At 65.2% G+C, this 23,857-nt stretch carries 21 protein-coding genes and 1 pseudogene; 8 read left to right on the forward strand and 14 right to left on the reverse strand.

Features of this window, described 5'->3' with window-relative positions; all coding sequences use genetic code 11:
* The first annotated feature begins 39 nt into the window (after window positions 1-39).
* The 3 genes from paaK to ACVWYQ_RS36605 all read left to right on the forward strand — a co-directional run bounded on the left by paaK (window position 40) and on the right by ACVWYQ_RS36605 (window position 3,496).
* Window positions 40-1,371 carry a phenylacetate--CoA ligase PaaK gene (gene paaK, locus ACVWYQ_RS36595; protein ID WP_157281158.1) on the forward strand — a complete coding sequence of 444 codons (1,332 nt, stop codon included), beginning with the start codon at window positions 40-42 and terminating at the stop codon, window positions 1,369-1,371.
* Between the two features lie 65 nt (window positions 1,372-1,436).
* Window positions 1,437-2,438 carry a quinone oxidoreductase family protein gene (locus tag ACVWYQ_RS36600; protein WP_404542582.1) on the forward strand — a complete coding sequence of 334 codons (1,002 nt, stop codon included), beginning with the start codon at window positions 1,437-1,439 and terminating at the stop codon, window positions 2,436-2,438.
* Between the two features lie 2 nt (window positions 2,439-2,440).
* Window positions 2,441-3,496 (forward strand): YeeE/YedE family protein, encoded by a 1,056-nt coding sequence (locus ACVWYQ_RS36605; RefSeq protein ID WP_404542581.1) that lies wholly within the window; start codon window positions 2,441-2,443, stop codon window positions 3,494-3,496.
* Here ACVWYQ_RS36605 and ACVWYQ_RS36610 read toward each other — a convergent pair.
* Window positions 3,475-4,389, reverse strand: coding sequence for a DMT family transporter (locus ACVWYQ_RS36610; RefSeq protein WP_109144494.1), 915 nt, complete (start codon window positions 4,387-4,389; stop codon window positions 3,475-3,477). The genes ACVWYQ_RS36605 and ACVWYQ_RS36610 overlap by 22 nt on opposite strands.
* An 83-nt stretch (window positions 4,390-4,472) precedes the next feature.
* Between ACVWYQ_RS36610 and pdxR the strand changes: the two genes are divergently transcribed.
* On the forward strand, window positions 4,473-5,918 hold the full coding sequence (gene pdxR, locus ACVWYQ_RS36615) for a MocR-like pyridoxine biosynthesis transcription factor PdxR (protein WP_404542579.1): 1,446 nt from the start codon (window positions 4,473-4,475) through the stop codon (window positions 5,916-5,918).
* Window positions 5,919-6,131: 213 nt separating this feature from the next.
* On the opposite strand, the gene ACVWYQ_RS36620 is transcribed toward pdxR, so the two are convergent.
* The 4 genes from ACVWYQ_RS36620 to ACVWYQ_RS36635 form a co-directional block, all read right to left on the reverse strand.
* On the reverse strand, window positions 6,132-7,355 hold the full coding sequence (locus ACVWYQ_RS36620; RefSeq protein ID WP_271545353.1) for a bifunctional alpha/beta hydrolase/OsmC family protein: 1,224 nt from the start codon (window positions 7,353-7,355) through the stop codon (window positions 6,132-6,134).
* A 25-nt stretch (window positions 7,356-7,380) separates the two neighbouring features.
* On the reverse strand, window positions 7,381-8,040 hold the full coding sequence (locus tag ACVWYQ_RS36625; protein ID WP_271545352.1) for a sulfite oxidase-like oxidoreductase: 660 nt from the start codon (window positions 8,038-8,040) through the stop codon (window positions 7,381-7,383).
* Between the two features lie 86 nt (window positions 8,041-8,126).
* A complete protein-coding gene (locus ACVWYQ_RS36630) occupies window positions 8,127-9,350 on the reverse strand; it encodes a cytochrome P450 (protein ID WP_271545351.1) in 1,224 nt (407 codons plus the stop codon).
* Window positions 9,351-9,407: 57 nt separating this feature from the next.
* Complete coding sequence (locus ACVWYQ_RS36635) at window positions 9,408-9,617, reverse strand: ferredoxin (protein WP_018648108.1); 210 nt, start codon at window positions 9,615-9,617, stop codon at window positions 9,408-9,410.
* Window positions 9,618-9,755: 138 nt separating this feature from the next.
* Between ACVWYQ_RS36635 and ACVWYQ_RS36640 the strand changes: the two genes are divergently transcribed.
* The gene (locus tag ACVWYQ_RS36640) at window positions 9,756-10,403 is read left to right on the forward strand and encodes a TetR/AcrR family transcriptional regulator (RefSeq protein ID WP_404542576.1); all 648 of its coding nucleotides are present in this window, start codon (window positions 9,756-9,758) and stop codon (window positions 10,401-10,403) included.
* On the opposite strand, the gene ACVWYQ_RS36645 is transcribed toward ACVWYQ_RS36640, so the two are convergent.
* The 4 genes and pseudogenes from ACVWYQ_RS36645 to ACVWYQ_RS36660 form a co-directional block, all read right to left on the reverse strand.
* Window positions 10,400-11,050, reverse strand: coding sequence for an aspartate/glutamate racemase family protein (locus ACVWYQ_RS36645; RefSeq protein WP_404542574.1), 651 nt, complete (start codon window positions 11,048-11,050; stop codon window positions 10,400-10,402). The genes ACVWYQ_RS36640 and ACVWYQ_RS36645 overlap by 4 nt on opposite strands.
* Before the next feature lie 94 nt (window positions 11,051-11,144).
* The gene (locus ACVWYQ_RS36650) at window positions 11,145-12,494 is read right to left on the reverse strand and encodes an aspartate aminotransferase family protein (RefSeq protein WP_275496623.1); all 1,350 of its coding nucleotides are present in this window, start codon (window positions 12,492-12,494) and stop codon (window positions 11,145-11,147) included.
* 110 nt (window positions 12,495-12,604) lie between these two features.
* Entirely contained in the window at window positions 12,605-14,023 is a 1,419-nt protein-coding gene (locus tag ACVWYQ_RS36655; protein ID WP_404542571.1) for an amidase, read from the reverse strand.
* 116 nt (window positions 14,024-14,139) lie between these two features.
* Window positions 14,140-14,917, reverse strand: a pseudogene (locus ACVWYQ_RS36660) (SDR family oxidoreductase).
* 153 nt (window positions 14,918-15,070) lie between these two features.
* On the opposite strand from ACVWYQ_RS36660, the gene ACVWYQ_RS36665 reads away from it, so the two are divergent.
* Entirely contained in the window at window positions 15,071-16,144 is a 1,074-nt protein-coding gene (locus ACVWYQ_RS36665) for a tartrate dehydrogenase (RefSeq protein WP_036004872.1), read from the forward strand.
* 157 nt (window positions 16,145-16,301) lie between these two features.
* On the opposite strand, the gene ACVWYQ_RS36670 is transcribed toward ACVWYQ_RS36665, so the two are convergent.
* The 5 genes from ACVWYQ_RS36670 to ACVWYQ_RS36690 all read right to left on the reverse strand — a co-directional run bounded on the left by ACVWYQ_RS36670 (window position 16,302) and on the right by ACVWYQ_RS36690 (window position 21,410).
* On the reverse strand, window positions 16,302-16,943 hold the full coding sequence (locus ACVWYQ_RS36670; protein ID WP_456727066.1) for a suppressor of fused domain protein: 642 nt from the start codon (window positions 16,941-16,943) through the stop codon (window positions 16,302-16,304).
* 165 nt (window positions 16,944-17,108) lie between these two features.
* Window positions 17,109-18,182 (reverse strand): malate/lactate/ureidoglycolate dehydrogenase, encoded by a 1,074-nt coding sequence (locus ACVWYQ_RS36675; protein WP_404542565.1) that lies wholly within the window; start codon window positions 18,180-18,182, stop codon window positions 17,109-17,111.
* Window positions 18,183-18,193: 11 nt separating this feature from the next.
* The gene (locus ACVWYQ_RS36680) at window positions 18,194-19,105 is read right to left on the reverse strand and encodes an NAD(P)-dependent oxidoreductase (protein WP_271545345.1); all 912 of its coding nucleotides are present in this window, start codon (window positions 19,103-19,105) and stop codon (window positions 18,194-18,196) included.
* A 12-nt stretch (window positions 19,106-19,117) separates the two neighbouring features.
* Complete coding sequence (locus ACVWYQ_RS36685) at window positions 19,118-20,368, reverse strand: Zn-dependent hydrolase (protein WP_271545344.1); 1,251 nt, start codon at window positions 20,366-20,368, stop codon at window positions 19,118-19,120.
* Window positions 20,369-20,492: 124 nt separating this feature from the next.
* Window positions 20,493-21,410 (reverse strand): LysR family transcriptional regulator, encoded by a 918-nt coding sequence (locus ACVWYQ_RS36690; RefSeq protein ID WP_275496617.1) that lies wholly within the window; start codon window positions 21,408-21,410, stop codon window positions 20,493-20,495.
* Between the two features lie 120 nt (window positions 21,411-21,530).
* Here ACVWYQ_RS36690 and ACVWYQ_RS36695 point away from each other — a divergent pair, with 120 nt between their 5' ends.
* Together ACVWYQ_RS36695 and ACVWYQ_RS36700 are read left to right on the forward strand one after the other, a co-directional pair.
* Window positions 21,531-22,346 (forward strand): putative hydro-lyase, encoded by an 816-nt coding sequence (locus ACVWYQ_RS36695; RefSeq protein WP_157281198.1) that lies wholly within the window; start codon window positions 21,531-21,533, stop codon window positions 22,344-22,346.
* 89 nt (window positions 22,347-22,435) lie between these two features.
* Window positions 22,436-23,680, forward strand: a complete 1,245-nt coding sequence (locus tag ACVWYQ_RS36700) for an ABC transporter substrate-binding protein (RefSeq protein ID WP_404542561.1) — start codon at window positions 22,436-22,438, stop codon at window positions 23,678-23,680.
* Window positions 23,681-23,857: the final 177 nt, after the last annotated feature.

A 23,857-nucleotide genomic window follows, 5' to 3' on the forward strand; every position in this document is an offset into this window, starting at 1 on the left:
GAACAAACACAAAAGAACAGACAATGTGGGGAAACGAGGATGGCTCTGACGAGGCTCAAGGAAGGTGGCAACGCCTATAGCGCCGAGATGGATGCGCATGAGCGCGCCTCGCGCGGCGAGATCATGGCGCTGCAGAAGCAGCGGTTGGCGTGGTCGCTGAAGCACGCCTACGACAACGTCGCGCATTACCGCAAGGCTTTCGACAAAGCGGGCGTGCATCCGTCCGACTTTCGCGAGCTCTCTGATCTCGCCAAATTCCCGTTCACGGTCAAGACGGACCTGCGCGACAATTATCCCTTCAACATGTTCGCCGTGCCGCGCGAGAAGCTCGTGCGGGTGCATGCTTCATCCGGAACGACCGGAAAGCCGATCGTGGTCGGCTATACGCAGCGCGATATCGACACCTGGTCCGAGGTGATGGCGCGCTCGATCCGCGCCGCCGGCGGCCGCACCGGCATGATCATCCACAATGCGTATGGCTATGGACTCTTCACCGGCGGTCTCGGCGTGCACTACGGCGCCGAGAAGCTTGGCTGCACCGTAGTGCCGATCTCCGGGGGCATGACCGAGCGGCAGGTGCAGCTCATCAACGATTTCCGGCCCGACATCATCACGGTGACGCCGAGCTACATGTTGGCGATCCTCGACGAGTTCAAGCGCCAGAAGCTTGATCCGCGCCAGTGTTCGCTCAAGATCGGCATCTTCGGCGCGGAACCCTGGACCAACGCGATGCGCGCCGAGATCGAGGACGCCTTCGACATGGATGCGACCGACATCTATGGCCTGTCCGAGGTGATCGGCCCGGGCGTCGCGCAGGAATGCATCGAGACCAAGGATGGCCTGCACATCTGGGAGGATCATTTCTACCCGGAAGTGATCGACCCCGAGACCGGCGCGGTGCTGCCCGACGGCGAGAAGGGCGAGCTGGTCTTCACCTCGCTCACCAAGGAAGCCTTTCCGGTGATCCGCTATCGCACCCGCGACCTGACGCGGCTGCTGCCGGGCACGGCGCGGCCGGGCATGCGGCGGATGGAGAAGGTGACCGGGCGCTCGGACGACATGATCATCCTGCGCGGCGTCAATCTGTTCCCGACCCAGATCGAGGAGGTGCTGCTCGCGACCGACTGGTGCGGCGGCCATTTCATCCTCGAGCTCACCCGGGAAGGCCGCATGGACGAGCTCACCATCATCGCCGAGGCGCGGCCCGAGAGCTGGGACGGCCGCGGCCTCGTCGACCATGCGGATCGGATTTCGACTCACATCAAGAATACGATCGGCGTCAGCTCCAGGGTGCAGGTGGTTGCGCCGGCCACGCTGGAGCGCTCGCTCGGCAAGGCCAAGCGGCTCTACGACAAGCGGCCCAAGGACTGACTGGACGGATTGACTCGACCGGCCCCAGGGGCGACAAGGCCCGCGGGAAATCGCGGGTCTTTTTCATGTCAGCCGATGCCAAAACCGTCGAAGCGCGCTGTGTGCGCCTCAACGCCAAAGCTGAAAATGCCGTTGCGCTTGCACCGATCGTTGAGCGCCAGATGCTTGCGCGCGCACCGAACGAGCTCTTGATCGAGGTGAAGGCTGCCGCCGTCAATCCCTCCGACGTCAAGGCTGCGACCGGGCTGATGCCCTATGCGGTGTTCCCCCGCACCCCCGGCCGCGACTATGCCGGCGTGGTGATCGACGGCCCCGCGGGCACAATGGGGCGCGAAGTGTTCGGCTCGTCCGGCGACCTCGGCATCCGTCGTGACGGCACCCATGCGAGCCATCTCGTGGTCGAAGCCGATGCGGTCGTGGAGAAGCCGAAGTCTGTGTCCTGGGAGGAGGCCGCCGGCATCGGCGTGCCCTTCGTCACCGCGATGGAAGGCTTTCGCCGCGCCGGCTTGCCGAAGAGCGGCGAGACCGTTCTGGTGTTCGGCGTCAACGGCAAAGTCGGCCAAGCCGCGGTGCAAATCGCCACCTGGCAGGGCGCGCGCGTGGTCGGCGTGGTGCGCAGGGCGGAAACCTATGAAGGCCACACCAACGCGCCCATCGAGGTGATCGACGCCTCCGTCATCGACGTTGCCGCGCGCGTGCGCGAATTGACCGGCGGCAAGGGCGCCGACATCGTCTTCAATACGGTCGGCGATCCCTATTTCCAGGCCGCGCACAAATCGCTCGCGCTTCGCGGCCGCCAGATCCTGATCGCCGCGATCGACCGCATCGTGCAGTTCAACATCCTCGAATTCTATCGGGGTCAGCACACTTATGTCGGCATCGACACGCTGGGTCTATCGTCGGCTGCGACGGGCGCGGTGCTGCGCGATCTCGGGCCGGGTTTTGCCAGCGGCCATCTGAAGCCGTTTCCGATCAAGGCGAATGCGATCTATCCGCTGGAGCGCGCGAAGGAAGCGTATGTTGCGGTCGCCGGCTCGTCACGTGACCGGGTGATCCTGAAGCCGTAACCATGGAATCCACGCAACTCGTTATCCTCGCCGGCCTTGCCATCGGTCTCGTCTACGGCGCAGTTGGCCTGCTCAGCGGTTTCTGCCTGATGAGCAGCATGCGCGGGTTTCTGGCGGAGGGCGACGGGCGGCTGGTGCGGACCTACGCGCTCGCAATCGCTGTTGCGATCGCTGCGAGCCAGTTCCTCGCCAGCAGCGGCACGGTCGATCTCGGCAAGTCGATCTATTTGCAGCAATCGTTTTCGCCGGCGGTGCTGTTCCTCGGCGGCCTGCTGTTCGGCTACGGCATGGTGCTTTCGAACGGCTGCGGCTCGCGGGCGCTGGTGCTACTCGGCCGCGGCAATCTCCGCTCCTTCGTCGTCGTGATCGTGCTCGCGATTGCCGCGCAGATGACGCTGAAGGGCCTCATCGCACCGGCGCGCATTGCGCTGGTGCAGGCAACGCAAGTCACGGCTCCTGCCAACTCGCTGCCGTCGTTGCTGGCGACGCTCGGCTTTACGGAATCGCTTTCGCGCGCGCTCGCCGCGGCCGCGACAACCGTCGCGTTGAGCCTGTTCGCTTTCGCGCATCCTGCGTTCCGTCGCTCGCCCGGCCAGGTCGTAGCGGGCATCATCGTGGGCCTCCTCGTCGCCGGCGGCTGGCTGGCCACCGGCTATCTCGGTGCCGACGACTTCAATCCGGTCCCCGTGACCTCCCTTACGTTCGTCGCGCCGATCGCCGATAGCCTGCAATACGCCATGCTCTCGACCGGGCTGACGCTCAACTTCGGCATCGCGACGGTGGCCGGCGTCTTCGCCGGCAGTCTGGTTACGGCACTCGCAACAGGCCGCTTCAAGCTCGAAGGCTATTCCTCGCCGCGCCACATGCTCCGCTCAGGGACCGGTGCCGCGCTGATGGGGATCGGCGGCGTGATGGCGTTCGGCTGCTCGATCGGGCAGGGGCTCACGGGCGTGTCTACGCTCGCGCTGGGCTCGTTTGTCGCGGTCGCCGGCATCCTGCTCGGCACCGCGGCGGGCCTGCGCGGGTTTCTGCGGGTTCAGCCTCTCGCGGTGGCCTGACTGCGCAATAACCGATCGCCTAGCGTCGCAAGGCCGATGCCGGAGACGATCAGCGCGGCCGCGACGGCAAGGCTCGCGTCGATGGGTTCACCCAGAAGGATCGCAGCGCTGGCGATGCCGACCAGCGGTGTCCCGGTGGTGCCGAGCGACGTCGTCAGGGCTGAGATGCTCTTGTTGACCATCGACATCGCCCAATAAGCCAGGACCGTTCCGACCAGGCCCGAATAGAGAAACAACAGTACGAGCCTCCACGACCACTCCACATGCGGGAGGCCATCCACAGCTGTCGCGCCGACCGACAGCACGATCGTTGCCACGAGCACCTGCCAAAGCAAAAGCTGAAGCGGAGATCCGATCCAGCGATGCGCGCGGATATAGATGATGTTCGCAGCCCAAGAGATCGCGGCCAGGATGACCATGCCGGCGCCGAGCAGCACGTTTGGGTTGGTCCAGTCGATCGAGGATGGATTCAGGATGACGGCAAGGCCGATCAGCCCGAGCAGAGCGCCGGCGAGCTTCGGCGCCGTCAGCGTGTCCTTGCCGAAAAGGGGCGCGGCGAGTGCGACCCAGAGCGGCGTGGTGTAGCCGAGCACGATCCCCTTGCTTGCGGGCAGGAAGCGAAGGCCGCTGGCAACCAGGATCGAGAACAGCGTCATATGCAGCAGCGCCACGCTCAGAATCACGGGAAAGTCGCGTCGCTCCGGGATCACGAGATTGTTGCTCAGTCCGAGCAGCACGAACAATCCAGCCAGCGCGATCCAACTCCGGATTGCCGCGCTCCACAACGGCGGGACGAACTGCACGAGCTGCTTGGTCACCGACCAATTCACGCCCCAGGCCAGCACCACGATGAGGAACAGGCCGATGGCCGCACGGGGTGACAGGGTGTTCATGTCGCAGGTCCTTGAAGCAGTCCGAGCCGCCGGATAGCATCCCGACTGGCATTTGAAAAAGTGCCAGATTGGAGAAGAAGAGAGTGCCAGTATCCGACACGACGATCTCCGCGTTGATCGAGCTGAAACGGACCGATGGCCAGGGGCTGGTGGCGCAACTGACGAGCCAGCTGCGAGGCCTGATCGCGACCGGCCGCCTCGGCAAAGGCCGCGTGCTGCCGTCGAGCCGACAGCTTGCGAGCGATCTCGGCGTCTCGCGCAACACCGTCACATACGCGTTCGAGCAGCTCGCGGCCGAGGGATATGTCGCAGCGTCTCATGGCCGCCGTCCCGTGGTCATGATCGACGGCCACGAACGCATCGAACGGGGCGCCGTCGCAGCGGGCGAATGCGTCGGCAAACTGCAGCTCTCGCCTTGGGCTACGAAGCTCCAGCAAGCCGACTGGCCGATGTCTTATCGGGGGGAGCTCAAACCGCTGCGCCCGGGGCTGGGCGATTTCAGGGAGTTTCCGAACGAGGTCTGGGCACGCTGCCTGCGCCGCAGTGCCGTGCATGCAGGCAGGCGCGAGCAGGGACCGGTCAACCGGCTGCGCCTGCGGGAGGCGCTGACGCATTATCTGGCGACGAACCGGGACGTCCGCGCCACGGCGGAGCAGATCATGATCCTGCCGAGCGCGCAGGCCGCGCTGACCTTGATTGCTGCCACACTCATTTCGCCGGGCGATCATGTATGGGTTGAAGACCCAGGCTATCCCGGCGCGGCGGCTGCCTTTCACGCATCCGGCGCGCGCCTGACCGGCATCAGGCTGGACGAACAGGGCATGCAGCGAATGCCAGGCCTTGGAGCTCCCAGGCTGATCTTCATGACGCCGTCGCATCAGCACCCAACCGGCCGATTGATGTCGCTAGCCCGCCGAACCGAGTTTCTCGCGGCAAGCCAGCCCGGCAGGACCTGGATCGTCGAGGACGATTACGACGGCGAATTCCACTACGACAGCCGGCCGGTGCCGGCCTTGCAGGGGTTAGATGCCCATGGCCGTGTGTTCTATGTCGGCACATTCTCGAAGGCGATGAGGTCGGACATCCGGCTCGGCTATCTGGTCGCGCCGGCGGCGCTGGTCAGCACCTTGGAGATCGCGCAGCAGCACATGGGACTGATCGCCGCCAGCCACATCCAGGAGGCACTGGCCGAATTCATCGCCGATGGGCACTTCCTCGCGCATCTGCGCCGGATGCGCCGGCTCTATCACGCGCGCCGCGATCACCTCGTCGAGGAGCTGCAGCGGCATCTCGGTGGCATGCTCTCGGTCGAGGTGCCCCCCGGCGGTATCCAACTCGTCGCCCGCCTCAAGCGCGGTCGGGCCGATCAGGCTGCAGTCAAGCGACTGGTCGCTGCGGGCGTCGAAACGCGAGCTCTGTCCAGCCTTGCGCTCGGCCGCCCGCGCGATCACGGCCTGCTGCTCGGCTTTGCGGCGTGGCGCGAAAACGAGATCAGCGCGGCCGTGCGCACGATGGCGTCGTGCTTTTAGAGCATGGAGATAAGGCTCGATGCGGCAACGAAGGAGGTGCGCTCCCTCTCCCGCTTGCGGGAGAGGGGTGGGGAGAGGGTGTCTCCGCAAGCGAGAATCCCCATGTGGAGAGAACCCTCACCCGGCGCTTCGCGCCGACCTCTCCCGCAAGCGGGAGAGGTTCGAACGAGCCCGCGGGCGGTCTATTCAACTTAAAGCCAATCCGCTTAGGCGCTACCCGACGGCCTTCGTCACGATCCGGATCTCCGACGTCAGCGTCCGGTGCACCGGGCATTTGTCGGCGATCTCCATCAGCTTCTTGCGCTGCTCGGCATCGAGCGCGCCGTCGATCGCGATGTCGCGCTCGATCTGGTCGAGCATGCCCTCGCGTGTCTCGCACTCCGCACAATCCTTGGCGTAGATCTTGGAATGCTTCAGCGTGACCGTGACGCGGTCGAGCGGCAGCGACTTGCGGTCGGCATAGAGACGCATAGTCATCGAGGTGCAGGCACCTAAGCCGGCGAGCAGGAAATCGTACGGGCCGGGCCCGGCATCCGCGCCGCCGGCCGCAATGGGCTCGTCCGCCACCAGATGATGCGGGCCGACAATGATGGTCTGGTTGAACGTGCTCTTGCGGGTCTCCTGCACGACGACCTTGCGCGGCTCCTCCGGCAGATCCATCGCCTTCGCGGGCGTCGCTGCATCGACGTAACGGCTGGCCCAGGCCACGATCATGTCGGCCGTGTAGAGCGCGTCGGCAGGCTTGGTCAGAAGATGATCGGCGTGGTCGAGCGAGACGAAGCTCTTGGGATGTCTTGCCGCGACGAAGAGCTTCGTTGCGTTGTCGATGCCGACGGTGTCGTCAACGGGCGAATGCATCACCAGCAGCGCCTTGTGCAGGCCGGTGACGTCCTTCATCAGCTCGTGCTCGGCGATGTCGTCGAGGAATTCGCGCTTGATCCGGAACGGGCGTCCCGCGAGCGACACTTCGACCTCGCCCTGCGCGCGGATGTTGTCGAGATGCTCCCGGAACAGGCCGGTGACGTGAGCGGGATCCGAGGGCGCCGCGATGGTGGCCACCGCTCTCGCCTCGGGAATCCGTCCGGCAGCGGCGAGGATCGCGGCGCCACCCAGGCTATGGCCGATCAGGATCGAGGGTGCCTTGCGGGTCTCGCGCAAATGATCGGCGGCGCGGACGAGATCGGCGACGTTGGAGGAGAACGTCGAATTGGCGAAATCGCCGCCACTGGAACCAAGCCCGGTGAAGTCGAAGCGCAGCACCGCGATGCCCTTGGCAGCGAGCGCGACCGAGATGCGCTTGGCGGCCAGCGTGTCCTTGCCGCAGGTGAAGCAGTGCGCGAACAGCGCGAACGCCGCGGGCTCGCCGTCAGGCAGCTCCAGCGCGGCCGCGAGCTGGTGGCCGCCTTCGCCGGTGAATTGAAAGCGTTCCGTCGGCATGGGCTTCCCCCCGTCTTGCTCGAACCTAATCGCCCGAATAGCGCTGCTCGGCCCAGGGATCACCGCGGTTATGATAGCCGCGGACTTCCCAGAAGCCCGGCGCGTCCTCGGTCAGGAATTCGATGGCCTGGAGCCATTTCGCGCTCTTCCAGAAATAGAGGTGCGGTACGACCAGTCGCACCGGGCCGCCATGCTCGTCCGTCAGCGGCTGGCCGGACCAGGTGTGGGCGAGCAGCGCGTCCTCGGCGGCAAAATCCTCCAGCGCGAGATTGGTGGTGTAACCGTCATAGGAATGCAGCACGACGAAGCGGGCATCCTCGCGCGGCTGGCAGGCCGCCAGCAGCTCACGCGTGGCGAGCCCTTCCCATTCGTTGTCATAGCGCGACCAGGTCGTGACGCAATGGATGTCCGAGGTGAACTGGGACTGCTTCTGCGCGGCGAATTCGGCAAAGGTCCAGAAAACGGGGGTCTCGACCGCGCCATAGACGTCGAGCCGCCAGCGCTCGCGCGAGACCGGCGGCGTGACCCCGAGATCGAGCACCGGCCAGTCCTTGGTGAGATGCTGCCCGGGTGGAAGCCTTTGATCCTCCGGGCGTGTAATCTTGCCGGTGAGAAAGCGGCCCTCGCGCGCCCACTTCTCCTTGGTGCGCGTCAGCTTGCTGTCGGATGGCGTCTCGTCGGTCATGGCCTGTGCTGGTGGCAATGCATGGCTGAGGCCTGCTTGGTGTTGCGCACGCCATGAAAGGCCTGTCCGCTTCCTTTGGGAAGGCCTTACATCGCCTTTCCGAGCAAAAATGGCAACTGGCGGGGGCCGCGCACCGTTCCTTGCGACCAAGTCACCGTACCTGCCGGATCGAGCCGGAAGTCGGGAATCCGCTTCAGCCATTCCTCCAGCGCCACCTGCATTTCCATGCGCGCGAGGTTGGAACCGACGCAGCGGTGGATGCCGAGGCCGAAGGCCGCATGGCGGTTCTCGCGCCGGTCGATCACGACTTTGTCAGCGTCCGGAAACATCTTGGGGTCGCGGTTGGCTGCCGGGAACGACAGCAGCACCATGTTGCCCGGCTTGACCGGACAGCCGGATACCGTGGTCTCCTTGACCACTTCACGCGCCATCGTCACCGGCGAATAGGCGCGCAGCAGCTCCTCCACGGCTGTCGGGATCAGTCCGGGCTCGGCGATCAGCCGCTCGCGGTCGGCCGGCGTCTTCGCAAGATGCCAGAGCGAGGAGCCGATCGCGCTCCAGGTGGTGTCGATGCCGGCGATCAGCAGCAGGCGCAGCGAGCCCATCACATGGGTGTCCTCGAGCGGATTGCCGTTCTTGTCCCTGGCGTTCATCAGGTAGGAGATCAGATCGTCGGTGGGCTTGCTCTTGCGCGCTTCGATATGGCCGCCGAAATAGGCCGTCATCTCCTGCACGGCCTGGAGCAGCTTGCTCTCGTCCCTGATGCCGAGCTCGAGGATCATGTGGATCCAATTGATGAAAAGGTCGCTGTCGCTCTCGGGGATGCCGAGCATGTGCGCGATCGCCCGAACCGGGATGTGCTTGGTGTAGCGTGCCGCAGCGTCCACCCTCTGCTCGGCGATGAAGTCGTCGATCAGCTCGTTGCAGATGGCGCGGACGCGCGGCTCGAGCTTCTTCATCGCGTCCGGGGTGAACGGCGGCAGCAGCAATTGCTTGGCCGGTTTGTGCTCGGGCGGATCGGAGGTGATCGGCGGGGCTGCGTTCCGGCTGGTGATTTCCGGCCGTACGTCGCGGACGATGATGCGGCGGGAGGAGAAGTGCTCGGTGTCGTTGGCGATCTCGCGCACGGCTTCATAGGTCGTCGGCAAATAGCAGCCGAGGAAACGTTCGGTGTGCACCACGGGACTTATGGCCCGCAGCTCGTCCCAGATCGGGAACGGGTCCTCGGTCCATTGCGGATCGGTGTGGTCGAAATCATGGACCCAGTCGGTGACGGGCGGATGGGCGACAGGCTGGTCGACGTCGGACATGGCAGGCAATCCCTTGGCTCGTATTCGCTGAACGCATGCGGGGCGGCAACGGCCGCACTATTCCTCGATCACATCGATTGCGATTTCCGGGCAGTTGGATTTCGCAAGCCAGGCCTTGTCCTCGAGTCCTGGCGGGACGGTGCCGTCACCAGCTTCGTGCGCGTTGCCGTATTCGTCGAGCTCGAAAAGCTCCGGCGCGAGCGCCTTGCAGCGGGCATGACCCTGGCATTTGTCGGGATCGACGTGAACCTTCAGTCGCTCTGCCATTCTCGGCTTCCTTGGTCGTGTGCGCGCGAGGGCCCGAAGGCGGCGCGTTTCCCCATCCCAGCTTTATTTAAGTTATATGCTATTACATTCGCGGCGGGCTTCCCCTGTCAAGCGCAAACTTATAGGCTTCGCCCCGACATGCGCTCACGACCAGCCCGCAAGCCCGAGAAGACCTACCACCATGGCGATCTCCGCGATGCGTTGATCGAGGCCGCGCTGCAAGAGGCAGAGCGGGGCGGCGCGGAGGCCATCAGCATCAAGGCGCTTGCCAAGAAGCTCGGGGTCTCGCAGCCGGCGCCATACCGGCATTTTGCCGACCGCGAGGCGCTGCTCGCCGCCGTCACCGCGCAAGCATTCCGGCAGCTCTCGGCGCTCTTGCGCGAAGCGATGGCAAAGCCGTCGCAGCAATCGAAGCTCTCGCGGCTCGCACAGGCGACGCTCGATTTCGGCTTGCGCCGGAATGGCATCTACCGCCTGATGTTCGCCTCGCGCACGGTGTCCTGCGCGGCCAAGGGCAGCGAGCTGCACGAGGCGACGCGGGAGACCTTTGCGCTCGTGATCGAAGCTCTGGAAGCGCCCGCCGTGGGTTATTTGCGCGAACGGCAGGCGCTCAAGATCTGGGCGGCGCTGCACGGGGTGGTGATGCTGGCCGAGCAGGGCCTGTTCACCGGCGAGGCGGCGCATGCCACGCGCGAGGAACTGGTCGAGGATTTCGTCAACGAGACGAAGGCTGCGCTTGCGGTCGCGATCAAGGATGCGCGGCGTCGGACCAAGGCCGGCGCTTAGGGCTTCGCCTTCAGCAGCTTCATCAGCTTTTCGACCGCGCTGTCCGGCGTGGTCACGACGGGGCGGCCTGTGGCCTCCGCGACCAGCGGCGCCGTCGCGGCGATGCTGAATTGCGCCAGCGCGATGACGTCGCAATCGCGCAAGCTCCGTGAGGCCTCCGCGATCAGCCGGTCATGCGTGGCGCGGTCGCCGCGGTCGAGCGCGGTCAGCGCGCCGTCGGCGAGCTTCGGCACCACCTCGACGGAGTCGGGAAACTCGGGCGGCATCGACGCCAGCGTCGGCGGAAAGCTCGAGAGCAGGCCGATGCGCCGGCCCATGGTCACCGCCCTCTCAATCATGGCCTCGTTCGGCTTCAGCACGGGCATCGGCGCATGCGCGCGCGCGACGGCCTCGATGCACGGGCCGAAGGCGGAGCAGGTGAACAGGATTCCATCTGCTCCCGTCGCCGCTGCGTAGTCGCCGAGCGCGAGGAAGCGTTCGGTCATGGCATCATTGAGTTGCCCGTCGCGGGCGAGATCCGCCGAGAGACTGTCGTCAAGCAGGTTCATCAGCCGCGCCTCGGGCCACGCCTGCGCAAACGCTGCCTCGATCGGGGCGATGGAATGCTTGAGGGCGTGGATAAGGGCGATGCGAGGGGGCGTCGTCATGGAACGTCATTGCGCATGGAAGGTCTCGCACTTTTGAGACGCTGTGCATCGCGAAGTGCTACGTTCCGGTCGACGAAACGGTGCGCGCCGCCCCTCATTCGTCGACACTGCGTAATACGTTATCGACGGCGGTTCCCAGCTTGTCGACGATCAGGTCGATCTCGCCAGCCGAGGTGATGTAGGGCGGCGCCAGCAGCACGTGATCGCCGCGGACACCGTCCACGGTGCCACCCCCGGGATAGCAGCCGAGCCCATGCGCAAACGCCTCGGCCTTGATCTTCTGGTTCAGCTTGAGCGCCGGATCGAACGAGGTTCGGTCGGCGCGGTCGGCGACGAGCTCGATTGCCCAGAACAGGCCGCGTCCCCTGATGTCGCCGACATGGCGATGATTGCCGAAGCGCTCGATCAGGCGCTGCTCGAGCTGCTTGCCGCGCTCCTTCACGCGGGCGAGCAGGCCGTCCTCCCGGATGACGTCCTGCACCGCGAGCGCGGCCGCGCAGGCGAGGGGGTGTGCGAGATAGGTGTGACCGTGCAGGAACGCGCCCGAGCCCGCGCGGATGGTGTCGATGATCCTGCCGCTGACGAGCATGGCACCGATCGGCTGATAGCCGCCGCCGAGCCCCTTGGCGATCGCCTGAATATCGGGCGCGACGCGCTCCTGCTCCCAGGCATGCGTCGTGCCGGTGCGGCCCATGCCGCACATGACCTCGTCGAGAATGAGCAGTGCACCGTGGCGGTCGCAGACCTCGCGCACCGCTTTGAAGTAGCCGTCCGGGGCGGTCACGGCGCCGGCGGTGGCGCCGACGACGGGCTCGGCGAGGAAGGCCGCGACGGTGTCGGGGCCGAGCCGCTGGAACTCGGCTTCGAGCTCGGTGGCGAGGCGCGCCACAAACTGCGCATCCGACTCGCCCTCGCGCTTCTCGTGATAGGCGAAGGCCGGCGTGACGTGGCTGAAAGCGGTCGACAGCAGCGGCGCATAGGGCGCGCGGCGCCAGGCGTTGCCGCCGGCGGCAAGCGCGCCGAGCGTGTTGCCGTGATAGCTCTGTCGCCGCGCGATGAAATGCTGCCGCTGCGGCTCGCCGCGCTCGATGAAATATTGCCGCGCCAGCTTGATGCTGGCTTCGATTGCCTCCGATCCGCCGCTGACGAAATAGGCGTAGGCGAGCCCGCCGGGCTCGTGTCCGACCAGCTTTTCGGCCAGTGCTTCAGCCGGCTCGGAGGAGAAGAAAGCCGTGTGCGCGTAGGCGAGGGTGGACGCCTGATTTGCCATCGCCGCGATGACGCGCGGGTGCTGGTGGCCGAGGCAGGAGACCGCCGCGCCACCGGAGGCATCGATGATGCGGCGTCCGTCCTCGGCGAAGAGATAAATGCCCTCGCCGCCGATCGCCTTGGGTGGCGTTTCGCGCAGTGAGCGATGTAGCACACGGCTGGTGCGAGTGCTCATGGATCAACCTTTCTCCGAGACGCAGGTCGGCCGCGGCAAGCCGCGCCTCGGTATGTTGCCGCCGCCGAGCGAGAACGCCCCTCCGGCGAACGACTGCGCAGGCGCGGAGCTCAGTCCTTCACCTTCGGATAGATCGGCGTCGTGCCGCGCAGGCCCAGAATGTCTTCCAGCACCTTCGCTCCGGCGATCACCTGCGCGTCGGCGCGCGGCGCGCCGACTACCTGCACGCCGACCGGCAGGCCCGAGGCCGTGAAGCCGCAGGGCAGGGAGAGAGACGGGCAGCAGGCCAGCGTGATGGCGTAGACGATGCCAAGCCACTCGACGTAGTTTTCGAACCTCTTGCCGGCGCATTCGGCGACATAGCGATGCTCGATCGGGAAGGGCGGAACGATCGTGGTCGGCGTCAGCAACAGATCGTAGCTCTTGAAGAACTCGACTGCCCGCGCCGTCATGCCGACGCGCTGCGCCTCGGCGCGCGCGAGCTGCTCGACTGTCAGCTTGAGACCCTCCTCGATGTTCCAGATCACCTCGGGCTTGAGCAGGTCGCGCTTGGTGCGCAGCAGATTGGCCTTGGTGATCGCAAAGTCGAAGGCGCGCAGCACGTGGAAGCATTCATGCGCCTCGCGCCAGTCCGGATGCGCCTCCTCGACGATGGCGCCGGCTTCGGCGAAACGTTCGGCGGCCTTTCGTGTGATCGCCTTCACTTCGGGATCGACCGGGGTGATGCCTAGATCGGGCGAATAGGCGATGCGCCTCGGCCGCTTGCCCGCCTGGGCCGCCGACAGGAACGAGGTTGCGGGAGCCGGCAGCGACAGCGGATCGTCGGCATAGTCGCCGCTCATGGCATCCAGCAGCAGCGCGAGATCCTCGACGTTGCGCGCCATCGGGCCGACCACGCCGAGATTGCGATCGATGCCGGACTTTGGGGTATGCGCGACGCGGCCGATGCTCGGCCGCATGCCGACGACGCCGCAGAAGGCCGCGGGGCTGCGCAAGGATCCGCCCATGTCGGAGCCTTGGGCGAGCCAGGCCATGCCGGTCGCCAGCGCCACCGCCGCGCCGCCGGAGGAGCCCGCGGCCGATTTCGTCGTGTCCCAGGGATTGAGCGTCGCGCCGAACACCTCGTTGAACGTGTTGGCACCGGCCCCGAACTCTGGCGTGTTCGACTTGGCGTAGACGACCGCGCCGTTGGCCTCGAGGTTCTCGACCATGAGGTCGGACTTCGCGGGGATGTTGTCCTTGAAGATCGGCGAGCCCTGCGTGTTCAACACGCCCGCGACGTCGGTCAGATCCTTGATCGGCACCGGCAGCCCGGCGAGCAGCCCGCGCGCGCCGGCCGGCTTCTGCATCAGTGTCTTCGCACTCTCCCGCGCGCGATCGAAGCACAGCGTCGGCAGCGCGTTGACCTTGCCGTCGACCTCCTTGATGCGCTTCTCCAGCACGTCCAAGAGCTCGAGCGGCGAGACGTCGCCGGAGCGCAGCTTGTCGACGACGGTGCAGGCGGTTTCGCGGATCAGGTCTTGAGACAAATATCTTACTCCAGTGCTTGTTGTGTCGTCATTGCGAGCGCAGCGAAGCAATCCAGACTGTCACTGCGGCAAGATTCCTGGATTGCTTCGCTGCGCTCGCAATGACGAGAATAGAGTTAACCCCACCCGGCGCTGATGCCGCCGTCAACGGTATAGATCACCCCCGACGTATAGCCGGCGCGATCCGAGGCCAGGAACGCCATGAGGTCGCCGATCTCGCGCGCATGCGCGGGACGGCCGAGCGGCAGGCTCTTCTGGAATTCCTTGTAGCGGCTCTCGTCGCCGAACTGGTGCTTGGCCCGCGTCTTCAGCAGGGTGACGTGGCGGTCGGTGCCGACGGGGCCGGGATTGATGCCGACCACGCGGATGTTGTCGGCCAGGCTCTTGCCGCCGAGCGCCCGTGTGAACGCCATCAGCGCGGCATTGCCGGCGCTGCCGCAGATGTAGTTGGCGTCGAACTTCTCGCCGGCCGCGCCGATGTCGTTGACGATGACGCCGCCACCCCTGGCTTTCATCTGGGCGTAGATGTAGCGCGTCAGGTTGATATAGCCGAACACCTTCAATTCCCAGGCGTGCCGCCAAGTCGCCTCGTCGATCTTGTCGATCGAGCCGCCGGGGAATGTCGCCGGCGTTGTTGACGAGCACGTCGATGTCGGCGGCTTCCTTCGCCAGCCGGGCCACGTCCTCCTCCTTGCGCAGATCGACGATGCTCGTTGTGGCGTCGATCTGGTGCGCGGCGCGCAAACGGTCGGCCAGCGCCTTGAGTTGATCGCCGCTACGCGCCGCGAGGAGGAGATGCGCGCCTTCCTCGGCGAAGGCCTCGGCGGCGGCTGCGCCAATGCCCTTGGACGCGCCGGTGATCAGGACGCGCTTGCCGCGCAGATGCAGATCCATGGGGGTACTCGTTCGTGGGAATAGGATCAAATCAGTAGGCGCTTGGCCGCGCCATGGTCAACATTGCAGTGCAGCGTTGCACTGCCGCCGCGTTTGGTCCATTGCAGTGCAGTCAGAAGGCGGCGACTGCCGGACCAACCAAGGACGTTCTCGATGAGCAAGAAACAATACCGGATCGCGGTCATTCCCGGCGACGGCATCGGCAAGGAGGTGATGCCCGAGGGCCTGCGCGTTTTGGAGGCGGCGGCGAAAAAGCACAACGTCTCGCTGCATTTCGACCATTTCGACTTCTCCTCTTACGACTATTACGAGAAGCACGGCCAGATGATGCCCGACGACTGGAAGGAGAAGATCGGAAAGCACGATGCGATCTATTTCGGTGCGGTCGGCTGGCCGGCCAAGATCCCGGACCACGTCTCGCTGTGGGGCTCGCTGATCAAGTTCCGCCGCGAGTTCGACCAGTACGTGAACTTGCGCCCGGTGCGGCTGATGCCCGGCGTGCCGTCGCCGCTGGCGGGCCGCAAGCCCGGCGACATCGATTTCTGGGTCGTGCGCGAGAACACCGAAGGCGAATATTCCTCGGTCGGCGGCCGCATGTTCCCGGACACCGACCGCGAGTTCGTGACGCAGCAGACGGTGATGACCCGCACCGGCGTCGACCGCATCCTGAAATTCGCCTTCGAGCTCGCGCAGTCGCGGCCCAAGAAGCACCTGACCTCGGCGACCAAGTCCAACGGAATCTCGATCACCATGCCCTATTGGGACGAGCGCGTGGAGGCGATGGCCAAGAAGTTTCCAGGCGTGAAGTGGGACAAGTACCACATCGACATTCTCACCGCGAACTTCGTGCTGCATCCGGACTGGTTCGACGTCGTGGTCGGCTCCAACCTGTTCGGCGACATCCTCTCCGACCTCGGCCCGGCCTGCACCGGCACCATCGGCATCGCTCCGTCCGGCAACATCAACCCCGAGGGCGATTTCCCATCCGTGTTCGAACCGGTGCACGGCTCGGCGCCCGACATCGCAGGCCAGGGCATCGCCAACCCGATCGGCATGATCTGGTCCGGCGCGATGATGTTCGAGCATCTCGGTGAGAAGGAAGCCGGCAAGTCGATCGTCGAGGCGATCGAGCGCACGCTCGCCGAACGCACGCTGCGCACCAAGGATCTCGGCGGTAATGCCGACACGACGGCGTGCGGCAAGGCGGTTGCGGATATGGTGGATTGAGGCGGGGCACCCTGCGTAGGGTGGGTTTAGCCCTGCGCCGCGCGAAGCGTGGTCCGCTGGGCGTAACCCGCCACTGTTCGTATCCGCAGAGACAGAAGTGGTGGGTTACGCCAAGCAGATGCGCTTCGCGCATCCGCTCGGCTAACCCACCCTACGACTACACATACGACTTCCGCGCCGGATCGAAGATCGGCGGATAGTCGTTCTCGTCGAGCAGATCGAGAAACGGATCGAGCCCCCTGGACTTGATCAGCCCGAGCTCCTGATGCGAGATCAGGTTCACGGTCAGGATCTCCACCGGATCGCCCGCAATCTCCAGCGCCTCGGCGATCTCCTTGTCGGGGCCGATGATCGGTGTGAGCAACAGGAACGTCTGGAAGTCCGTTCCTGCAACCGGCGGCCACGGAAGCGCGACGCGATGGCCGAAGCCGAACCAGGTCGTGTCGATGAACGGCAGATTGGCCAGCCAGCGCAGATTGGCGCAAACGTCCTGCGTCGGCTCGCGGACGTACCACATCAGCTCGGCCCGGGGCTTTGCGTCCCCGGGGACGCCGTGCATCCGTTGCTCGCTCATGCCGTTGGTGAGAAGGACATAGCCTTCGTCGGAGCCCTCCTGGCAAACCGGGACGAAATCGCGGCCGAAGGCGTGGATGTCGATGCGGCGCTCCGCGTAGTCCGTGAATGTGCGCTCGGGCTCGCCAAGCTCGCTCTCGTAGATGGCGAGCCGTTGCCGGTAGAGATCGGATCCGGGCGACGGAAGGTTTGAGCCGGACACGAATTTTGCGAGACGGGAGAGCATGCGAACCTCGGGCGGATGCAATCGGATATCCGCATTGTCGCAAGGTCATGCGGGGCGGTTCAAACCCGTGCCGCGAGCACGTCGATATCTTCGCCGCCGTCCAGTCTCTCTTGCGCGATTGGTCATGAGGCGCGAGGCGACGCCGAGGAACGCGCCTCGCTCCGATCAGCTCGCGATCTTCTCGATCGCCGTCTGTTCCAGCCCGAACTTCTTCCCGGCATCCAGGATCTCCTGCCAGGTGGTTGGGTCGACCGGGATTCCCTCGGCGAGGCGTTTCTTCTTGATCTCGCGCTCCGGCTCGCCCGCGATTTTGACCTTGTCGACGCCGGGGGCAGGCGGCGAGCCGGTGTGCCAGCTCACGAAGCTCTCAACTTCGCGTGCAAGGTTCTCGCCGGTGCCGAGCTTGCCGGGGTCGATGACGATCGAGAGCATGCCGTTGAGGACATTGTACTTGCCGTCGGACGAGCCCTTGACCACCTGCCCGCCGGAGAGCGCGCCGCCGAGGATCTCGCACACCAGCGCGAGCCCCGAACCCTTGTGCTCGCCGAACGGCAGGATCGCGCCGTACGGCGGAATCACGGTGTAGCGCGGGTTTGTCGTCTGCTTGCCTTCATTGTCGATGACCGTGCCGGGTTCGAGCGCGACGCCTTTGTTGTGCGCGACGCGGGTCTTGCCCTGCGCGATCCTGCTGGTGGCGAAGTCGAGCACGATCGGATCCTTGCCGGCGCGCGGGATGCCGACGCAGAACGGGTTGGTGCCGTGGCGTGCGTCGCTGCCGCCCCAGGGCGCCACGATCGGCCGCGAGATCACGTTGACGAAGTGGATCGAGACCAGGCCGTGATCGATGCACTGCTCGGCCCAGTGGCCGATGCGGCCGATGTGATGCGAATTTGAGAGGCCGACAAGGCAAACACCGTTCTTCTTTGCGCGCTCGGCCGCGAGCTCCATCGCTTCATGGCCGATCACCTGGCCGTAGCCGGTGAGGCCGTCGAGGGTGAGAAGCGGGCCGGTGTCAAGCACGATCTTGACGTGTGAGTTCACGGCGAGGCCGCCATTGGTGACGCTCTGGACGTAGCGCGGAATCATGCCGACGCCGTGCGAGTCGTGTCCCTTCAAATTGGCTTCGACGAGATTGGTGGCCACGAGCTCGGCCTCGCGGTCCGAGGAGCCGCCGGCCCTGACGATGGCATGGATGGCCTTGGTGAGCGACTCAGCCTTGATGATGCGATAGTCGGCCATTGTTGTTGCTCTTATCCCTTCACGATCCGGCGGCAATGGACCAACGCCGCTTCAATCAGGTTCTCGCTCGCCTCCGGTGTGCGGAAGGCCGAATGCGCCGACAACGTCACGTTCGGCAGCTTCGTCAGCGGATGATCGCCGGGCAGCGGCTCGATGTTGAAGACATCGAGGCCGGCGTGGCGGATATGGCCGGACTTCAGCGCCTCGATCATGGCGGCCTCGTCGACAACAGCGGCGCGGGCGGTGTTGATGAGGATGACGCCGCGCTTCATTGCGAAAATTTTCTCGCGCGTGATCATGCCGCGCGTCTCGTCGTTGAGCAGCAGGTGCAGCGACACCACATCGCTTCTCGCCAGCACGCTGTCGAGGTCGGTGAACTCGACGCTCGCGTGGCTCTTCGGCGAGCGATTCCAGGCGATCACCTTCATGCCGCTGCCGGACGCGATGCGCGCGACCTCCGCGGCGATGCCGCCGAAGCCGATCAGGCCGAGCGTCTTGCCGGTGAGCTGCATGCCGTCCTCGCGCAGCCAGTTGCCGGCCCGCATCTCGCGGTCCATCATCGCAATGACGCGGGCCGACGCCCACATCAGCGCGATCGCGGATTCCGCAACCGCGGTGTCGCCGTAGCCCTTGATCAGATGCACGGAAATGCCGAGCTCGGCGAGCTCTTCCGGATTCATGTAGCTGCGCGCGCCGGTGCCGAGGAACACGACGTGCTTCAGGCCGGTGCATTTCTTCGCGACCTCGGTCGGCAGCGCCGTGTGGTCGACGATCGCGATCTCTGCGCCGTCGAGCACTTCCGGATATTGCTCGGGCGTGATGTCGGGATTCCTGTTGATCCGCACCTTGGGATCACCGGGCTTCTCCAGCCGCTCCATGATCACGGCAAGCGATTCATTGGCGTCGACGAAAACTCCGCGCATAATTCTCTCCGCTCAGGATGCGACGCCGGCGATCGCCAGCACGGTATGCATGAGGACGTTGGTGCCCGCGGCGCAGTCGCCCTGCGTCGCATCCTCCAGCTCGTTGTGGCTGATGCCGTCCTTGCAGGGCACGAACACCATCGCCGCCGGCATGATCGTGTTGAGGTTGCAGGCGTCGTGGCCGGCGCCGGAGGTGATGCGGCGCGAGGAATAGCCGAGCGTCTTGGCGGCGTTCTCGACGGCAGCAATCAGCTTCGGATCGAAATGCGTCGGCGGCTTGCGCCAGACCAGATCGATCTTGACCTCGACCTTGCGGCGCGCCGCGATCTCGGCAATCGCGGCTCGCAGATCGCGGTCGAGCGCGTCCATGATGGCGCCGTCGGCACTGCGGCAGTCCATGGTGAAGGCGATCTCGCCGGGAATGACGTTGCGCGAGGGATTGGCGATGACGGCCTCGCCGATGGTGCCGACTGCGTTCGGTCCGTGCTTCCTCGCAATCGACTCCATCGCCAGCACGATTTCGGACAAGGTCGCCAGCGCATCGCGCCGCAGCGGCATCGGCGTGGAGCCCGCATGGCTCTCGAAGCCGGAGATCTTGCCGTCGTACCAGAGCACGCCCTGGCCGGAATCGACCACGCCGATGGTCTTGCCTTCGGCTTCCAGGATCGGCCCCTGCTCGATGTGCAGCTCGACGAAGCAGCCGAGCTTCTGGAAGCCGACCGGCTTGTCGCCGCGATAGCCGATGCCGTCGAGCGCCTGGCCGACGGTGGTGCCCTCGGCGTCCTTGCGCGACAAAATGTCGTCGGTGGTGAAGTCGCCGACATAGGCGGCAGAGGCCATCATCGCAGGTGCGAAGCGCGAGCCTTCCTCGTTGGTCCAGTTCACGATGCAGATCGGCGCCTCGGTCTCGATGCCGGCATCATTCAGCGTGCGGATCACCTCCAGCGCGCCGAGCGTCCCCAGGATGCCGTCATACTTGCCGCCGGTCGGCTGGGTGTCGAGGTGCGAGCCGATGCCGACGGGTAGCTTCGACATGTCGCGGCCTTTGCGCAGGCCGAACTGTGATCCGAGCGCGTCGACGTGGACTTCCAGTCCGGCATCCTCGCAGGCCTTGCGGAACCAATCGCGCACCTGCTTGTCTTCACGGCTCAACGTCAGCCGCCGCACGCCGCCCTTGGCCGTCGCGCCGAATTGCGCGGTCTCGTGGATGGAGCCCCACAGGCGGGCAGAATCGATTTGCAGGTTGGTCGCGGCTCGGCTCATGCGGTCGTTTCCATTTGTCGCTGTCATTCCGGGGCGCCCGAAGGGCGAACCCGGAATCTCGAGATTCCGGGTCTGGTGCTTACGCACCATCCCGGAATGACGGGAGAAAGGTCCGGCGCCTTTTTCAATGACGCGCCTGTGCGGGCGCGTCAACCGCGAGGCTGCTCTGCGCAATTTGCCGTGCAAGCTCGGCGACGCGCTGCACGGCGACGACATCGGGCGAGGCCAGCCAGCTCGCGGTGAAAGTCAGTGGCGCGATGGAAAGATCGGTGTCGAGCAGCTGCAGGCGTCCGTCGGCAAGCTCGTTCTCGACGATGGCGTCGGGGATCACGGCGATGCCGAGTCCCTCGACCGCCATGTGGATGACGGTCGCCAGCGAAGCGGACGCATGCAGGCGGATCGGCGGCAGCTCCGGCCGGTCGAACACCTCGCGCACGACCTCGTAGGGCTTGGTCTTGCGCGGGAAGGTGATGATCGGAAACCGTGCGAGCTCTGCTGGCGTCACCGGGCCCTTGCCGAGCCCGAGCGACGGACTTGCGAGGAAGCCGATCGGATAATCGGCGAGCACGCGGTTGTGCACGCCGGAGGCGGACAGCGGTCCGACCACGAAGGCGAGCTCGATCTCCTGCGCGAGCAGGCGCGCGGTGAGGTTCGGCGTGATGTCGACCTCGATCTCCAGCGACAGGTTCGGATAGACCTCGTTGACGCTCTTGACGAGCCGCGGCAGCCAGGTGTGCACGATGGTCTCGGCGACGCCGAGCCGCATCACGCCGCGCATCGCGGAAGCATCTCCGATCTCCGCCATCATCGCCGCGCGCAGGCCGATCAGCTTCTCCGCATAGACCATCATCTGCCGGCCGCTCGGGGTCGGGGAGGCGATGCGATGATCGCGGTTCAAGAGCTTCACGCCCATCTCGCGCTCGAGCTGGGCGATGCGCTGGGAGATCGCCGGCTGGGTGGTATTGAGCCGTTGCGCGGCGCCACGGAAGCTGCCGAGCTTCACAACCCAAAGGAACGTCTCGATCGACCTGAAGTCCAGCATTGGAAGGATTTTCCCGATCGATAAATCAGATTTATCGAGATTGATTAGAAACGAAGATTAGACTTTATAGCACGCTTGGTGTTGGCTTGTCTTTGTCGAGTTTATAGGCAGGTCGATCACATGACTGTTTTGGTGGCAGCGCAGCAAACTGAAACACCCGACGCCCTCCCGAGCCGCAAGGCCCGGCTCGCCTACCGCGAGGGGCTGGTCGCCTCCACCGCCGGCGCCGCCCCCGGATATGTCCAGGGCAATCTGGCGATCCTGCCGGCGGAATATGCCGGAGCCTTCCACCGCTTCTGCCAGCTCAATCCCAAGCCGTGCCCGATCATCGGCATGTCCGATGTCGGCAGCCCTTACATCCCCTCGCTCGGCGCCGATCTCGACATCCGCACCGACGTGCCGCGCTACCGCGTCTGGCGCGATGGCGACGTCGTGGACGAGCCGACCGACGTGACGAGCTATTGGCGCGACGACCTCGTCACCTTCGTGCTCGGCTGCTCGTTCTCGTTCGAGGAGGCGCTGCTCGAGGAGGGCATGCCGATCCGCCACATCGAGAAGAACGTGCGCGTGCCGATGTACCGCACCAACATCGCCTGCGGTGTATCAGGTCCGTTCGCCGGCCCGATGGTGGTGTCGATGCGTCCGTTCAAGCCGGCCGATGCGATCCGCGCGGTGCAGATCACCTCGCGCTATCCGGCCGTGCACGGCGCGCCCGTGCATCTCGGCCATCCGCATCTGATCGGCATCAAGGATATCGCCAAGCCCGATTACGGCGATCCGGTGCCGGTCGCCGACGACGAGATCCCGGTGTTCTGGGCCTGTGGGGTGACGCCGCAATCGGTCATCAACGCCGCGAAGCTGCCGTTCGCTATCACGCATTCGCCCGGCCTGATGCTGGTGACCGATCTCAAGAACAGAAACATGGCCGTGATTTAGTGGGCAGCGTCTGCTGCTTCTTCAGGCTTTACCGCATCCACCAATCGCTTCATTCGATCAGCCGAAATTCAGGAACAGGGGACTTTGCCATGACGATCACTCGCCGCGACGTGTTGTTGGGAGCCACCGCCAGTGCCGCTCTCGTGCCGCTGGCAGCGCGCGCACAAACGACGGAAGTTGTGATCGGCGTGATCTATCCGTTCTCCGGCGGCAGCGCGCAGCAGGGCGTCGACGCGCAGAAGGCCTATGAGACCGCGCTCGAAGTCATCAACAAGGACAGCGATTTCGACCTGCCGCTGGCAAAGGGCGAAGGCCTCCCGGGTCTCGGCGGCGCCAAGATCCGCCTCGTGCTCGCCGACCATCAGGCCGATCCGCAGAAGGGCCGCGCCGAGGCCGAGCGCCTGATCACGCAGGAGAAGGTTTGCGCGATCATCGGCACTTACCAGAGCGCGGTGGCCGTCACCGTCAGCCAGATATGCGAACGCTATCAGGTCCCGTTCCTGTCCGCCGACAATTCCTCCCCGAGCCTGCACCGCCGCGGCCTGAAATATTACTTCCGCGCCTCGCCGCACGACGAGATGTACTCGGCCGCGATGTTCGACTTCTTCGATGCGATGAAGAAGAAGGGCACCAAGATCGAGACGCTGTCGCTGTTCCACGAGGACACCATCTTCGGCACCGATTCCGGCAATGCCCAGACCAAGATTGCCGGCGAGCGCGGCTACAAGATCGTCACCGACATCAAGTATCGCGCCAACTCGCCCTCGCTCTCGGCCGAGGTGCAGCAGCTCAAGACCGCCAATGCCGACGTGCTGATGCCGTCGAGCTACACCACTGACGGCATCCTCCTGGTCAAGACTATGGCCGAGCTCGGCTACAAGCCGAATGCGATCGTGGCGCAGGATGCCGGCTTCTCCGAGAAGGCGCTTTACGACGCCGTCGGCGACAAGCTCGAAGGCGTGATCTCGCGCGGCACCTTCTCGCTCGATCTCGCGCAGAAGCGGCCGATGGTCGGCAAGATCAACGAGATGTTCAAGGCGAGGTCCGGCAAGGATTTCAACGACCTCACTTCGCGCCAGTTCATGGGCCTGATCATCCTCGCCGACGCCATCAGCCGCGCCAAGTCGACCGACGGCGAGAAGATCCGCGATGCGCTCGCGGCGACCGACATCCCGGGCGAGAAGACCATCATGCCCTGGAAGCGCGTCAAGTTCGACGAGATGGGCCAGAACAACGACGCCGATCCGGTGCTGCTGCAGTATGTCGGCGGCAAGTTCGTCACCATCTTCCCGCCGCAGGCTGCGATCGCCGAGGCGATCTGGCCGATGAAGTAAAAGCTGCGGAGGGCAGCGGGGCAGGCGGGGTGGGAGCAAACTGCTCCCACCGTCATTGCGAGGAGCCCGCGACAAAATTGCGTAGCAATTTTGCGCTGGCGACGAAGCAATCCAGACTGCTTCCCTGGAAACATTTCTGGATTGCTTCGCTTCGCTCGCAATGACGAAGCCTGTCGT

Source organism: Bradyrhizobium sp. USDA 3397 (genome assembly GCF_054060965.1).

Bases quoted from the DNA above. Each gene is read 5' to 3' on its own strand.
- paaK (WP_157281158.1), top strand. From the start codon at position 40: ATGGCTCTGACGAGGCTCAAGGAAGGTGGCAACGCCTATAGCGCCGAG.
- ACVWYQ_RS36600 (WP_404542582.1), top strand. From the start codon at position 1,437: ATGTCAGCCGATGCCAAAACCGTCGAAGCGCGCTGTGTGCGCCTCAAC.
- ACVWYQ_RS36605 (WP_404542581.1), top strand. From the start codon at position 2,441: ATGGAATCCACGCAACTCGTTATCCTCGCCGGCCTTGCCATCGGTCTC.
- ACVWYQ_RS36610 (WP_109144494.1), bottom strand. From the start codon at position 4,389: ATGAACACCCTGTCACCCCGTGCGGCCATCGGCCTGTTCCTCATCGTG.
- ACVWYQ_RS36620 (WP_271545353.1), bottom strand. From the start codon at position 7,355: ATGCCGACGGAACGCTTTCAATTCACCGGCGAAGGCGGCCACCAGCTC.
- ACVWYQ_RS36625 (WP_271545352.1), bottom strand. From the start codon at position 8,040: ATGACCGACGAGACGCCATCCGACAGCAAGCTGACGCGCACCAAGGAG.
- ACVWYQ_RS36630 (WP_271545351.1), bottom strand. From the start codon at position 9,350: ATGTCCGACGTCGACCAGCCTGTCGCCCATCCGCCCGTCACCGACTGG.
- ACVWYQ_RS36635 (WP_018648108.1), bottom strand. From the start codon at position 9,617: ATGGCAGAGCGACTGAAGGTTCACGTCGATCCCGACAAATGCCAGGGT.
- ACVWYQ_RS36640 (WP_404542576.1), top strand. From the start codon at position 9,756: ATGCGCTCACGACCAGCCCGCAAGCCCGAGAAGACCTACCACCATGGC.
- ACVWYQ_RS36645 (WP_404542574.1), bottom strand. From the start codon at position 11,050: ATGACGACGCCCCCTCGCATCGCCCTTATCCACGCCCTCAAGCATTCC.
- ACVWYQ_RS36650 (WP_275496623.1), bottom strand. From the start codon at position 12,494: ATGAGCACTCGCACCAGCCGTGTGCTACATCGCTCACTGCGCGAAACG.
- ACVWYQ_RS36665 (WP_036004872.1), top strand. From the start codon at position 15,071: ATGAGCAAGAAACAATACCGGATCGCGGTCATTCCCGGCGACGGCATC.
- ACVWYQ_RS36670 (WP_456727066.1), bottom strand. From the start codon at position 16,943: ATGCTCTCCCGTCTCGCAAAATTCGTGTCCGGCTCAAACCTTCCGTCG.
- ACVWYQ_RS36675 (WP_404542565.1), bottom strand. From the start codon at position 18,182: ATGGCCGACTATCGCATCATCAAGGCTGAGTCGCTCACCAAGGCCATC.
- ACVWYQ_RS36680 (WP_271545345.1), bottom strand. From the start codon at position 19,105: ATGCGCGGAGTTTTCGTCGACGCCAATGAATCGCTTGCCGTGATCATG.
- ACVWYQ_RS36685 (WP_271545344.1), bottom strand. From the start codon at position 20,368: ATGAGCCGAGCCGCGACCAACCTGCAAATCGATTCTGCCCGCCTGTGG.
- ACVWYQ_RS36690 (WP_275496617.1), bottom strand. From the start codon at position 21,410: ATGCTGGACTTCAGGTCGATCGAGACGTTCCTTTGGGTTGTGAAGCTC.
- ACVWYQ_RS36695 (WP_157281198.1), top strand. From the start codon at position 21,531: ATGACTGTTTTGGTGGCAGCGCAGCAAACTGAAACACCCGACGCCCTC.
- ACVWYQ_RS36700 (WP_404542561.1), top strand. From the start codon at position 22,436: ATGACGATCACTCGCCGCGACGTGTTGTTGGGAGCCACCGCCAGTGCC.